We start from the raw sequence: 13,063 nt of genomic DNA, 5'->3' as shown, positions 1-13,063 counted from the left end.
AAGATCAGCAACCGACCTTGCCAAGAGCGGTCATCCAAGCTTGTTGTGGGCGCGCACGAGTGGCTGGCGATCTTACGGCTTCGGGGAATCTGTCCCATTACAATAACTGCCCCATGCTTCCATCAATTCGACCCGTGGACCTGGATTGTCCGGCGTGCCGAGATAGGTCGTGCGGCGATAGGCCGCCTGCACTGCGTCAGGCGTCTTGTGCGCCAGTGCAGCTTCGACAACCGCATTGGGGAAGCCTTCGTTTGCCGCCCAGTCGGTAAAGCTGGAGCGGAAGCCATGGACGTGGAACGGCTCCTGCATGTCGCGCATGACCTTGAGTAGTGTCATGTTGGACATCGCCTTGCCGGTCATGCCGGGGAAGACCACTTCGGCTCCCTCCATCTGCATTGCTTCTGCCTTCGCAATTACCGCCAGGGCCGCTTCTGAAAGCGGCACGATGTGCGCCCTGCTGCGCTTCATGTGTTCTGCTGGGATTGTCCAAAGGCGCTGGTCCAGATCGAATTCGTCCCATTTCGCAAGACGGACCTCCTGCGAGCGAACGCCGGTCAAAATGAGCAGGTCGAGCGCCAAACGCGAATAGGATGGCTTGCGACGCAGCGCGGTAAGGAATGAAGGCACCGCCACATATGGCATCGCTTTGCGGTTCGCCGGTTTCTTGACCTGTCGCGGCAGCCCTCGCCCCGCTTTCAGGCTGCTATTGCCCGATGGAGCCTCCGTGGACCTCCAACCCTTGGCATGGGAGTAGTCCAACACCGCGCAAATCCGGTTGCGTACCTGGCGGGCGGTTTCCGGGATTTCCTGCCAGATCGGCGTGAGGACAGATATGATGTCGGCAGCGGTGATTCCGCCGGTCGTCATGTCGCCTAGTTTCGGGAAGGCGTAGTTCTCCAGACTGGCGAGCCACTGTCGACCATAGACATCGCTTTTCCAGCCTGCCTCGTTCTCGGAATGATATTGGGTAGCGGCTTCGCGGAAGGTGACCTTGGCGGCTTCCTCGTCCTTGCGCTCAGTCAGCACGTCGCGCTTTTCGACCTTTACCGCCTTGCGCAGGTCGGCGGCTTTCGCGCGCGCCTCGGCCAGTGTCACCAGCTTTGCACTGCCCACGCCGATGTCTCGTCGTTTGCCATCCTGCTGGAGTCGCAAATTCCAGTAGGCACCGCCGCGTTTGTCCACTTTCAAGAATAATCCGTCACCGTCCTGATAGGTGCCCGGATTCGCCAACGCTGCCTTGACCGCTACCGCCGTGAGTTTGCCCATTTCTCTACCCCCACATTTTTCGGGAACGAGTTGCGAAACCAAAGTGTGGGGGTAAGCCACTTTACCCCCACATTACCCCCACACTTGGCTCCGGTTGCAGGCAAATTGCAGCGGTCAAATGCGGACGGTAAGGGCGATAATACCCTTGGTTTTCTGCGATTTCTAGGGCTTTTCGGGGATGTTCTGAGAAAGGGCGGTGGTGGACAGGGCTGGATTCGAACCAGCGTACGCTTGCGCGGGCAGATTTACAGTCTGCTGCCTTTAACCACTCGGCCACCTGTCCACACGGGCCATTTCGCTTAGGAAATCGAGGGATCGGAGCGCCGATCCCGTGCCGAGAGGCGCCCCTTTGGCGAAGCGAGCCTTGCCTGTCAATGCCCTCGCTGGCACAGGCCGGGGCCAAAGTTGCAGACAGGACGATTTCGATGGCTAAGGGCGAACGCAAGAAGGCACTCAGGGGGCGCGCAGGCCGCATGAAGGGCGGGCGCGGCAGCGGCCGTGCAAGCACGGGGCAAACGCGCCTTTGGGGCCGGCACGCGGTCGAAGCCGCGCTCAAGAACCCGGACCGTGTGCACCGCAAACTGTGGGCGACCCGTGAGGCGATCGAAACGCTGGACGGCGAACTGCCCAGCGATTTCCCGGTCGAGTATTGCGACGTCACCGACCTAGCGCGCCTGGTCGCAAAGGATGCGCCCCACCAGGGACTCGTCCTGGAATGCGCGCCGCTCGAGGATATCTTCCTCGACGAGGTACTCGAAGCCGACCCGTCGCGCCCAATCGTGGTGCTCGACCAGGTTACCGATCCGCACAACGTCGGCGCCATCATGCGCTCGGCCGCGGCTTTCGGCGCAGCGGCGTTGGTCACGCAAGACCGCCATGCGCCGCCCGAAGGCGGTGTCATCGGCAAGGCAGCCTCGGGCGCGCTCGAAGTGCTGCCCTGGGTGCGGGTCGTGAACCTCGCCCGCGCGCTCGAACAGATGGCCGAGGCCGGCTATTGGCGGATCGGCCTGACCGGCGCGGCCGAGGCCACGCTTGCCGAATCCATGTCGGCAGGGCCGATTGCGCTGGTCTTGGGCGCCGAAGGCGAAGGCATGCGCCAGAACATCGAATCGCATTGCGACGCGCTCGCCAAGCTGCCCATCGGTGACCAAATCGAAAGCTTGAACGTGTCCAATGCGGGAGCGATCGCTTTGTACGCGGTGGCGACACGCTAGATTCGCACCTTGAGGAGGGGGCCATGATCCACACGAAATTCCGCGCAACCGCGCTTGCAGGAGCCAGCGCGCTGATGCTGTCGGGTTGCCTCTTGTCACCCGGCCAGTTCACGAGCGAGCTCACGCTGATGCAGGATGGCAGCTTCTCCTACAGCTATGATGGCGAGATCCAGATGCTCGCACTCAGCAAGCTTGCAGAGATGGGCGCCAAGTCCGACGAGGCTTTCAAGGCCGAATGCTTCGACGAGGATTTCGAGACCACCGAATGCACGGCCGCCGAAGTCGAGGAACAGCACCGCGAATGGGAGGCGGAGGCCGAGAGCAGGAAGGCCAAGCAAGCGCGCGAAGCCGAGCAGATGAAGGCCTTCCTCGGCGGGGTGGACCCGTCCAACCCTGAAGCCGCACAGGATCTGGCCGAGACGCTGTCGCGCCAGCGCGGCTGGAATGCGGTCGAATACAAGGGTGACGGGCTGTTCGATGTCGATTTCGCGATCTCGGGCCGGATGACCCACGACTTCGCGTTCCCGACCATCGAGAAGCTCGGCATGGCCAACACCTTCGTCAATGTGCACCTGCGCGACCAGGGTCAGGTGCGCGTCGATGCCCCGGGCTTTGCTGCACAAGGCGGCGGCAATCCGATGCAAGGCATGTTCGCCGGGATGGCGGGCATGGCCGGGCTTTCGGAAAGCGGGAGTTCGGACAGCGAGGATCCGCCGCGCGTCGTCGTGCCCGAAGGCACATTCTCGATCGTCACCGACGGTCGCATCCTTGCCAACAACACCGATGAAGGCCCCGCGCCCCATGCGCGCGGCGAGGTGCTGACCTGGGAAATCAGCCCTCGGACCGAGCAGGCGCCAACGGCGCTGATCGCTTTCAACTAGCCAAAACGGAAACGCCGCGCCCTCCTGGATTGGAAGGCGCGGCGCATTTTCGATCCCGTTGGTCGCGCGCCGCGAGGCGTGGCGGCGCGCGGGTCCGGAAGTCCGGCTTAGTTGACGGCGTCCTTCAGACCCTTGCCAGCCTTGAACTTGGGCTGGTTCGATGCCTTGATGGTCATCGGTTCGCCGGTGCGCGGGTTGCGGCCGGTCGAGGCCTTGCGCTTGGCGACCGAGAACGTGCCGAAGCCGACCAGGCGCACTTCGTCACCGCTCGACAGGGCCTTGGTGATGGCATCGAAAACACCTTCGACGGCGCTCGACGCATCGCTCTTGGAAAGGCCGCTGGAATCGGCAACTGCGCTGATCAGATCGTTCTTGTTCATTCGAGAAAACCCCCTTGTATTTATCGTCAGAAATTGTCGGCTGAATCGCCTCCGTTAGGGCCGGTGAATTGAGAGTTTTTTGGCCGCGCTGTCAAAGGCAAATTCGGCCAGAATCGGCGGTTTTTGGGGCCAGTGCGAACAATTTTAGGGTGAAGCGCACATTCACCATTCAATGCTGCACTGCACACCTGCGCAAAGGCCCTCCGCAACGGGTGCGAAGGGCCTCACGAGTCGCTGCATCGCAGCATATCTTATGTTAATGGGCGGTCGGCGACGGCGTGTTCTGCGCGTGGTCCGGCTGGCTCGCCAGATCGTCTGCTTCGGTCCACTCAATCGGCTCCGGCACGCTGCAAAGCGCGTGCTCAAGCACCTCATCGACATGGGCAACCGGCACGATCTCGAGGCCATCCTTCACATTTGCCGGAATGTCCGCGAGGTCTTTCACGTTCTCTTCCGGGATGAGGACCTTCTTGATCCCGCCGCGCAGCGCCGCGAGCAGCTTTTCCTTCAGCCCACCGATCGCCAGGACACGGCCGCGTAGAGTGACTTCGCCGGTCATGGCGACGTCGGCCCGGACGGCAACCCCCGACAGCGTCGACACGATCGAGGTGACCATGCCAACACCCGCGCTCGGGCCGTCCTTAGGGACCGCGCCTTCGGGCAGGTGGATATGGATGTTGCGGCGCTGGAACAGGCTCGGCTTGATCCCATAATGCGGTGCGCGCGCCTTCACGAAGCTGAAGGCTGCCGCGACGCTTTCGTTCATGACCTCGCCGAGCTTGCCGGTGGTCTTGATCTCGCCCTTGCCCGGCGTGGTCACGCTTTCGATGGTTAGCAGTTCGCCGCCCACTTCGGTCCAGGCGAGCCCGGTGACGGCGCCGACCTGCGGTTCCTCCTCGCTCATACCATGCTTGAACTTGCGCACACCGGCAAAGTCGCTGAGGTTTTCCGGCGTGATGGTCACGCTTTCGGTCTCGTTCTCGAGGATCTTGCGCAGGCTCTTGCGTGCGAGGCGCGCCAGCTCGCGCTCCAGCGTGCGAACGCCGGCTTCGCGCGTGTAGTAGCGGATAAGGTCGCGCAGGCCCTCTTCGGTCAGCTCGAACTCGCCATCCTTGAGGCCATGCTCCTTCACCTGCTTGGGCAACAGGTGGCGGGTCGCGATCTCGACCTTCTCGTCCTCGGTGTAGCCCTCGAGCCGGATGATCTCCATGCGGTCGAGCAGCGGCTGCGGCAGGTTCAGGCTGTTCGCCGTGGTGACGAACATGATGTCCGACAGATCGAGGTCGAGCTCCAGGTAGTGATCCTGGAACTTGTTGTTCTGTTCGGGGTCGAGCACTTCGAGCAGGGCCGAGGCCGGATCGCCGCGGAAATCCTGGCCGAGCTTGTCGATCTCGTCGAGCAGGAACAGCGGATTGCTCTTGCCGGCCTTCTTCAGGTTTGTGACGATCTTGCCCGGGAGCGAGCCGATGTAAGTGCGGCGATGACCGCGGATTTCGGCTTCGTCGCGCACGCCGCCAAGCGACTGCCGCACGAATTCGCGGCCCGTCGCCTTCGCAATCGACTTGCCCAGCGAGGTCTTGCCCACGCCCGGCGGGCCGACGAGGCACAGGATCGGCCCCTTCAGCTTGCGGGTGCGCGCCTGCACGGCGAGGTATTCGATAATCCGGTCCTTGACCTTTTCGAGGCCATAGTGGTCGGCATCGAGCACCTTCTGGGCTTCGCCGATGTCTTTCTTGACCTTGCTCTTCTTGCCCCAGGGCAGGCCCAGCAGCACATCGAGATAGTTGCGGATGACCGTAGCCTCGGCGCTCATCGGCTGCATCGCCTTGAGCTTCTTGAGCTCGGCTTCGGCCTTTTCGCGCGCTTCCTTCGACAGCTTGGTCTTGGCGATCTTCTCGGTCAGCTCGGCGATCTCGTTGCTGCCGTCATCGTCGCCGCCCAGCTCATTCTGGATCGCCTTCAACTGCTCGTTGAGGTAATATTCGCGCTGGGTCTTCTCCATCTGCCGCTTCACGCGGCCGCGGATACGGCGTTCCACCTGCAGCACCGACAGCTCGCCCTCCATGTAGGACATCACCATCTCGAGCCGCTTCAGGGGATCCTTCTCGACCAGCAGCGCCTGCTTGTCGGACACCTTGGCGTTGATGGATGCCGCGATCGTGTCGGCCAGTTCGCCGGCGTCGTCGATATCGGTCAGCTGATCGGCGGCTTCCTCGCCGAGCTTCTTGTTGAGCTTGGCGTATTCGCCGAACTGCTCGACCACCTGGCGCATCATCGCCAGCACTTCACTGCCGGATGCCGTCACCGCGTCATGCACCGCCACGGTTGCTTCGACGAAGTCACCGCGGGTCGAAAGCTTCTCGAGCACCGCGCGCGAGGTGCCCTGCACCAGCACGCGGACCGTGCCGTCAGGCAGCTTCAGGAGCTGCAGTACCTGCGCCACGACACCCACATCGTAGAGGTCGTCGCCTTCGGGGTCGTCGCAGCCCGGATCGAGCTGCGCGAGAAGGAAGATATCCTTGCTGCCTTCCATCGCTGCTTCGAGCGCGGCGACCGATTTGTCGCGGCCGACGAACAGCGGCACGACCATGCCGGGGAAAACCACGATGTCGCGCAGGGGAAGGAGGGGGTAATTCTCGGTCATATTCCAGTCCATTCAGGGGCCGCGCCTGGGGCCCGTTCGAAAGGAATATGGTGAGCGCCGTCCCACATCGCAACGCCGCACACGAAAGTCATGTGGATGACGCATCATTACAATCGTGATGACGCAAAACTAAGGTAAATACCCAAGGTAGCAGGAGAGAAGAAACTTTCGTTCCTTTTCTGGAGGTGGGCATTTGAAATCGCTGGTTTGCAAGGTGAAAGGCCACCGGGTCAATCGACGGCGTGTCTGGCACGACAAGTTCGATTTCCGCACCAACTGCGATCGCTGCAACGCGTCGCTCATACGCGACGAGGTGGAAGGCTGGCGCGAGTTCGACAACGACCGCGATCTGCTTGTGGATCGCATGGCGCACCCCAAGCACGCCTAAAGCGTCTTAAAATGTGATACTTACGGTCACTACGTCCTCATAGAGGCCGGGGGACAATCCCGTCGGAACGGTATCGATGCGACCGTAAGCTGTGACGCTTCCCGTGCCGAGGCCCCATGCAATACCCCAGGGCGCGTTGCCCCATCCCGATCCCCAAGGAAGGGTGCGCGCGGCGTTCCGATAGATTTCATATGGAATGTAGTCACCCGAGGCGTTGCGCATGCGACGCTGCGTTCCCGCAGCGTTGCTGCCGTAATCCATATCGATTCGAAACAAAGCGAGGCGCGTGCATTCGATCGCGATCTGCGTGCTGCTGTCGATCGGCCCCGTTCCCGCTCCGCCGCTTACATCGAACGCCATCTGCGACGTGAGGACCGTGCAGCCGTCAATAACTTCGACCGTCGGGCTAAGCCGGCCCTCGTTCTGTGCGTGCGCCTGCGGCGAAGACGCTGTGAACACCGCTCCTGCGAGCAAGATAGTGACAAATCGAAACAAGAAACGCAGACCCCGTGACCCGAAGTCTGCGTTCTAGAAGGACGCACCTAAATTGTGGTTAACGCGCCGCTAACCGCGAACCAGCTCTGTCAGAAGGTGATCATCACCGTCAGATTGTCGACATAGTAGCCTGTCGGCGTGGTCGGCGTGATGCCGCTCAGCGTGCCGTAAGCCTCAAAGTCTTCCGTGCCTCCGCCAACGATCACGCCATTGCGCGATTGGACCGGGATCAGCGCCCAGCGCTGCGTCCGGTTGGCGTTCCGGTATACCTCATAAGGCAAGTAGTCGCCGTTGGCGTTCTTGATACGACGCTGTTCTCCGACAGCGTTTTCACCCCAGTCGAGCTGGATCTTGAACACCGTCGTGGCGGCGCAGGAAACCGTCACTGTGCCTTCCGCATCAACCGTGGTCACGTTCTGGGTATCGAGGATACCAAATGCCAGATCGGTTGCGGAGACCGTGCATTCGCCATCCACCTGGGCACCCAGGGCAAGCCCCCCGCCGTTGCGGGCAGCCTGCGCCGGCGAACTGAAGCCGGCAAGCGCAACCGCGCCTGTCAGGCCAAGCCCCAAACTCCGGATAGTGGTGCGCATCGCGATACCTTCCTGTCCATTCGAACAGGCTAAGTAGCGGCATCTCTTTGAGAATTACCTAAGTCGTCGTTACCGATATATTAGGCATGTTTCTTCGTGACGATGCGCAAACGGCTTACATGCCCGGCAGTTTGAAGCCCGGCGGCAGGCCCACACCCTGCTGAATTTTCGCCATTTCTTCGGCCGACTTGCGATCGGCACGGTCGCGGGCATCGTTAAAAGCAGCGGTCACCAGGTCCTCGACCATCTGCTTCTCTTCGGGCTTCATCATGCTTTCATCGATGGTGACGCCAAGAATGCGGCCACGCGCGGTGGCGCGGACCTTTACCAGCCCGCCGCCGGCCGTGCCCTCGACTTCGATTTCGTCGAGCTTGGCCTGCGATTCGCTCATCTGCTTCTGGATCGTTTCGGCGGCCTGCTGGGCCTGCGCGAGCATCTCTTCCATATTCATGCTTTTCTACTCCAGGGTATGTCGCGGCGCTGGGGGGATCCGCCGCCTTCTTCAATCAGTTCGGCCTCGGGAAAGGTCTCGAACGCGGTTTTTACGAGTGGATGTTCCCGCATGGCGGCATCCGCCGCGGCGCGCTCCGCCTCGATCACTTCGACCAGCGAAGGAGCGCCCTTGCCGCCCGACACTTCCTCGACCGTCCAGCGCTTGCCGCTGTGGCGGTGGAGCGCTACGCGCAGCACCGGCGCAATATCGTCGGAGAATTTGGGGTCTCGGCCGTAGCGCAGCGTGCCGTCGGCAAGCTCGATGACACGGACCTGCAAGCGCATGATGCTGGCCTCCTGCATCAGGCCGGAGGCGTCGATGGCATCGACCAGACCCTGCCAGTCGAGCGAGGCCTGCGGGGCCGCTGCCGTTTCGCCCCCACCTGCCGGGGACGCGGGCGCCGGTCCGGCTTCGGCCAGCTTCTCGATCTTCTTCGCAAGCTTGCCCGGGTCCGGCATCTGCCCTGCGTGCAGCGTCCGCAGCAGCGCCATGCGCAAGGCGACCAGCGGATCGGGCGCAAGGCGGACTTCCTCGTGTCCTTTCAGAAGGAGCTGCCACAGCCGGTGCAATTGCCCCGCCGGAAGCCGCCCTGCCCATTCGCCGAGCTGCTCCCGCTCGTCCGGGCTCACGCCTTCGGGCTTGGCGCCCGACACCTGCGCCACGGTAATGCGGTGCGCGAGGTCCATCTGCGCCCGCATCAGCGCGAGCGGTTCGACACCGAGCGCATATTGCTCGTCGATCCCCGCGAGCAGCGCCTTGCCATCGCCTTCGAGGATATGACCGAACAGGCGCCGCTGGGCGCCCTTGTCGGCGAGACCCAGCATTTCGCGCAGGCGCGCAGCGGTAACCTTGCCTTCCGTGTCGAGGTCGGCATGCGCGATCGCCTGGTCGAGGATCGACAGCCCATCGCGCGCCGAGCCTTCGGCCGCGTTGGCGATGATGTGCAGCGCCTCGGGCTCGGCATCGACGCCTTCCTTGCGGCAGATCTCCGCAAAATGGGCTTCGAGCAGCTCAACCGGGATGCGGCGCAGGTCGAAACGCTGCGTGCGACTGAGCACGGTGACCGGGAGCTTCTCCACCTCGGTCGTCGCGAAGAGAAACTTCACATGCGCCGGCGGCTCTTCGAGCGTCTTGAGCAACGCGTTGAAGGCGTTGCGCGAGAGCATGTGGACCTCGTCGATGATGTAGATCTTGTAGCGCGCCGAAACGGCAGCGTAGCGCACCGCTTCGATGATCTCGCGCACGTCGTCGACGCCGGTGTGGCTGGCGGCGTCCATTTCGATCACGTCGATGTGGCGGCCTTCGGCAATCGCCTGGCACGGCTCGCACACGCCGCAGGGGCTGATTGTCGGCCCGCCGTTTCCGTCCGGCCCGATGCAGTTGAGCGCCTTGGCAATGAGGCGCGCGGTCGAGGTCTTCCCGACCCCGCGAACCCCCGTCATGAGGAAGGCATGCGCCAGCCGGTCGCGCGCAATTGCGTTGGCCAGCGTGCGCACCATCGCCTCCTGCCCGATCAGCTCGGCAAAGGTCTGCGGACGGTACTTGCGGGCAAGGACGCGGTAGGGCTGCGACGGTTCAGCAGCAGGCGCAGGTGCCGATTGCGCTGGCGCAGACGGCGCCGGTTCGGGTGCGGCTTCGGCGGTCGGCTCGGGCGCAGGTGACGGTGCGCCGCCGAACATCGATTCCTGTCCGGCTTCCTCCAGTTCCGCCGCGCTGGGCGCATCGGCCTTTTCGGCCTCGTCTTCCCAGGGAAGCGCGTCAGGATTGTCCGGTGAATCAGCCATGCCCCACTAGGTAGGCACTGGCGCGGCAAAAGTCATGCCGCCGCGATCACGAATTGTGGGTGAAAGAGGAGCCGGCCGACCCGCCGCAATCCACCTGGGCTGCTTCCTTCCGGACCTGACCCGGTGAGCGAACGCAAACGTCCGACCGACTCCCGAGGCGCCATATGGCGACGGGAGCGATAAAAATCAATTACCGAAAATTGTCGGCGTAGGCCTGCAGCTTGAGACCCTTGGGCGGCGTCGCGTGGACGCGGGCGGTGATGCCATATTTCTCGGCATAGGCTTTCGCTTCGTCCTTGCTCGGGAAGGTGAGCGAGACCTGCGCCTGCGTGTCCCCGCTGCCGGTCCAGCCCATCAGGGGATCGGCGCGGCGCGCTTCGGACTGTTCGAATTCGAGCACCCACTCGTCGGTGCGGGCCTTGCCCGATTGCATCGCGCTTTGCGGTCGCTGGTAAATTCGTGCTGCCATAATGGGCGCCCCTTAATTCAGCCGCCGGATTTTGAAAAGGCGTTCTTCGTCTTCAAACTGGGCTTTTCGGCCCATGGTTCCTCGGGCCAGCGGTGCTTGGGATAGCGGCCCTTCATGTCCCTGCGCACATCCTCCCAGCTGCCGCGCCAGAAACCGGGCAGGTCGCGGGTCGACTGGATCGGACGACCGGCAGGGCTGGTGAGCTTGAGCAGCAGCGGCGTATTTCCGACCATGGGATGGCGTTCGAGACCGAAGAGCGCCTGCACCCGCACCTCGACGCTGGGAGCATCATCGCCCGTGTAGTCGATCCGGTGCGTGGTGCCCGCCGGAGAGGTGAATTCGCGCGGAGCCAGCCGGTCGAGCGCCTGGCGGCTGTCCCAGTCCATTTGCCCGAGCAGGGCGTCGACCAGCCTGCCTTTCGGGACGGCAAGATCGCGTCGACTCTCGAGCAGCGGCGCCAGCCAAACCGGTGCCGTGGCGGCCAGTCCTTCGATACCCAGAGCCTCGATCCCGGCGTAACGACCACGTGCAAGCAGTTCTGTCGGAAGGATCTTTGCCGGGTTTTCCAGAGCCTTTTCCACAAGCATGTCCACAAGCGCCTGTGGGTCGGGAGACGGATCGGAACCCCGCGCCAGCGTGATCGCGCCGAGCCTGCGCTCGAGCAGGGCCTCGACCCGTTCGCCGGTCCAGCGCAGCACCGAACGTTTCTCTATGCGCTCGCCAAGCCACTGGACGAGATCAGCCTCCTCAAGCGCCACAGCCGAGGTGATCCGCGCACCCTTTGCCTGGCCCTGCGCATCGCCGACAACGAGGAACTCGGCGCGCGCCAGGGGTGAAGCCGGATCGAGGACAAAGCCCCGACCGCCTGCGGTGATCCAGTTCTCCCCGCTTGCGTCACGACGCTTGGCAACGAATTCGGGGCGCCCGGCGGCGAGCATCACGCCAGCAGGCGGCGGGTTTCCACCGCGCGCGTGTTCCACAAGCTGCTGCGCCCGCTTGGCCCAACGCGCTGCCAGCATCCGGCTTGCTTCGGCGCGCGGGCTGCGGTCTGTGTTCCAGCGCTGGAGACGCGCCTCGATATCCTCACCGCGGCCGCCAAGTCCGCGCTCTTGCAGCAGGAGGGCCAGCCGCGCTGCCGTCTCGGCCGCACCGTGCTCCGCCCCGAACAGGACGGTCGCGGCGCCCTGCGGGTCGAGCGGCAGAGCGGCAAGTTTGCGCCCGCGTTCGGTGATGCGGAACTCCGTGTCGAGCGCGCCAAGGGCAATGAGCGTCTCTCGCGCAGCCGAAAGCGAGGCGTCGGGTGGCGGGTCCAGCCAGGCGAGCGCCTGCGGATCGCCGCTGCCCCATTCGGCGAGCGCCAAAACCAGTGGCGCCAGATCGGCCGTGAGCATCTCCGGCGGATCGTAGGCCTGGCGCCCGGCGTGCCCCGCCTCTTCCCAGAGCCTGTAGGCGACGCCCGGCCCTTGCCGCGCGGCGCGCCCCGCGCGCTGTGCGGCGGCGGCCTGGCTGGCGCGGTGCGTCACGAGATGGGTGGTCCCGGCAGCCCGATCGAATTCCGCCCTTCGGGAAAGACCCGCATCGACCACTACCGAAACGCCGTCGAGCGTGAGCGAGGTTTCCGCAATGGCTGTCGCCAGCACGATCCGTCGCCGCCCATCGGGATCGCGGCGAATGGCTGCGCGCTGGCCGGCGGGATCGACCTGTCCGTGAAGCGGCAGGACGAGAGCCGAGGGCAAGCGCGTCTCCAGCCGCTCGCGCGTGCGCTCGATCTCGCGCACGCCAGGCAGGAAAGCGAGTATGTCTCCTTCCTCCTCGCGCCATGCGGTGCCGATGGCCTGTGCCATGGCATCTTCGGTCTGGAGCTGCGGAGAGGAACCGAGCCATGCGATCCGCAAGGGATGGGCGCGCCCCTCGCTTTCGATGACCGGCGTGCCCTCGCCCACGAGGCGTGCGAAGCGCGCTCCGTCGATCGTCGCCGACATGACCAGCACGCGCAGGTCCTCGCGCAGCACGCCGCGGCTTTCCAGGGCAAGCGCGAGCCCGAGATCGCTGTCCAGATGCCGTTCGTGCGCCTCGTCGAACAGCACGGCCGAAATCCCTTCGAGCTCGGGATCGGCAAGGATCGTGTTGACGAAGATCGCTTCGGTCACGACCAGTACGCGCGTTTTCGACGAGCGCTTGGAATCGAGCCGGGTGAGATAGCCGATCGTCTCGCCGGGCTTTTCGCCCAGCATTTGCGCCATGCGTTCGGCTGCCGCGCGAGCAGCGACCCTGCGCGGCGAGGTCAGGATGATGGTGCCCGTGCACCATTCCTCGCCCAGGAGCGCTGGCGCAACAGCCGTAGTCTTGCCCGCGCCCGGAGGCGCAACGAGGACCGCGCCGGTGCTATCCCGAAGCGCCGCGACAAGGTCGGGCAAGACGGAGTGGATCGGAAGGTCGGGCACGCCTTTGGGCCC

12 protein-coding genes, 1 tRNA gene and 1 other RNA gene are annotated in these 13,063 nt (G+C 63.9%); 3 read left to right on the top strand and 11 right to left on the bottom strand.

All coding sequences use genetic code 11. The annotated features are described in order from the left end of the window. Positions 1-72 precede the first annotated feature (72 nt). Both KUV82_RS06350 and KUV82_RS06345 read right to left on the bottom strand, forming a co-directional pair. Positions 73-1,266 carry a tyrosine-type recombinase/integrase gene (locus KUV82_RS06350; protein ID WP_219956026.1) on the bottom strand — a complete coding sequence of 398 codons (1,194 nt, stop codon included), beginning with the start codon at positions 1,264-1,266 and terminating at the stop codon, positions 73-75. A 197-nt stretch (positions 1,267-1,463) separates the two neighbouring features. Then, positions 1,464-1,549 (bottom strand) — tRNA-Tyr (locus KUV82_RS06345). Positions 1,550-1,691: 142 nt separating this feature from the next. Here KUV82_RS06345 and rlmB point away from each other — a divergent pair. Further along, a complete protein-coding gene (gene rlmB / locus KUV82_RS06340) occupies positions 1,692-2,480 on the top strand; it encodes a 23S rRNA (guanosine(2251)-2'-O)-methyltransferase RlmB (RefSeq protein WP_219956025.1) in 789 nt (262 codons plus the stop codon). 23 nt (positions 2,481-2,503) lie between these two features. Beyond that, the gene (locus KUV82_RS06335; RefSeq protein ID WP_219956024.1) at positions 2,504-3,361 is read left to right on the top strand and encodes a hypothetical protein; all 858 of its coding nucleotides are present in this window, start codon (positions 2,504-2,506) and stop codon (positions 3,359-3,361) included. 107 nt (positions 3,362-3,468) lie between these two features. Here KUV82_RS06335 and KUV82_RS06330 read toward each other — a convergent pair whose 3' ends face one another. Both KUV82_RS06330 and lon read right to left on the bottom strand, forming a co-directional pair. Beyond that, a complete protein-coding gene (locus tag KUV82_RS06330) occupies positions 3,469-3,741 on the bottom strand; it encodes an HU family DNA-binding protein (RefSeq protein WP_219956023.1) in 273 nt (90 codons plus the stop codon). A 256-nt stretch (positions 3,742-3,997) separates the two neighbouring features. Next, a complete protein-coding gene (gene lon, locus KUV82_RS06325) occupies positions 3,998-6,385 on the bottom strand; it encodes an endopeptidase La (RefSeq protein WP_219956022.1) in 2,388 nt (795 codons plus the stop codon). 193 nt (positions 6,386-6,578) lie between these two features. Here lon and KUV82_RS06320 point away from each other — a divergent pair, with 193 nt between their 5' ends. Beyond that, positions 6,579-6,773, top strand: coding sequence for a hypothetical protein (locus KUV82_RS06320; protein WP_219956021.1), 195 nt, complete (start codon positions 6,579-6,581; stop codon positions 6,771-6,773). Positions 6,774-6,779: 6 nt separating this feature from the next. Here KUV82_RS06320 and KUV82_RS06315 read toward each other — a convergent pair whose 3' ends face one another. From KUV82_RS06315 to hrpB, 7 genes are all read right to left on the bottom strand, one after another. Next, positions 6,780-7,232, bottom strand: a complete 453-nt coding sequence (locus KUV82_RS06315) for a Csu type fimbrial protein (RefSeq protein ID WP_219956020.1) — start codon at positions 7,230-7,232, stop codon at positions 6,780-6,782. Positions 7,233-7,357: 125 nt separating this feature from the next. After that, a complete protein-coding gene (locus KUV82_RS06310; RefSeq protein ID WP_219956019.1) occupies positions 7,358-7,861 on the bottom strand; it encodes a Csu type fimbrial protein in 504 nt (167 codons plus the stop codon). Positions 7,862-7,976: 115 nt separating this feature from the next. Continuing rightward, positions 7,977-8,306 carry a YbaB/EbfC family nucleoid-associated protein gene (locus tag KUV82_RS06305; RefSeq protein WP_219956018.1) on the bottom strand — a complete coding sequence of 110 codons (330 nt, stop codon included), beginning with the start codon at positions 8,304-8,306 and terminating at the stop codon, positions 7,977-7,979. 2 nt (positions 8,307-8,308) lie between these two features. Then, positions 8,309-10,138 (bottom strand): DNA polymerase III subunit gamma/tau, encoded by a 1,830-nt coding sequence (locus KUV82_RS06300; protein WP_219956017.1) that lies wholly within the window; start codon positions 10,136-10,138, stop codon positions 8,309-8,311. Positions 10,139-10,199: 61 nt separating this feature from the next. Further along, an RNA gene (gene ffs / locus KUV82_RS06295) (signal recognition particle sRNA small type) lies at positions 10,200-10,294 on the bottom strand. 34 nt (positions 10,295-10,328) lie between these two features. After that, positions 10,329-10,607 carry an ETC complex I subunit gene (locus tag KUV82_RS06290; protein ID WP_219956016.1) on the bottom strand — a complete coding sequence of 93 codons (279 nt, stop codon included), beginning with the start codon at positions 10,605-10,607 and terminating at the stop codon, positions 10,329-10,331. 17 nt (positions 10,608-10,624) lie between these two features. Continuing rightward, positions 10,625-13,051: an ATP-dependent helicase HrpB gene (hrpB, locus tag KUV82_RS06285; protein WP_219956015.1), complete on the bottom strand. Its 2,427-nt coding sequence runs from the start codon at positions 13,049-13,051 to the stop codon at positions 10,625-10,627. Positions 13,052-13,063: the final 12 nt, after the last annotated feature.

This window comes from Qipengyuania flava (assembly GCF_019448255.1).
Lineage (GTDB): Bacteria > Pseudomonadota > Alphaproteobacteria > Sphingomonadales > Sphingomonadaceae > Qipengyuania > Qipengyuania flava_A.
The sequence above is the reverse complement of the archived record's forward strand: the minus strand, read 5'-3'. Positions and strand labels throughout refer to the sequence as shown.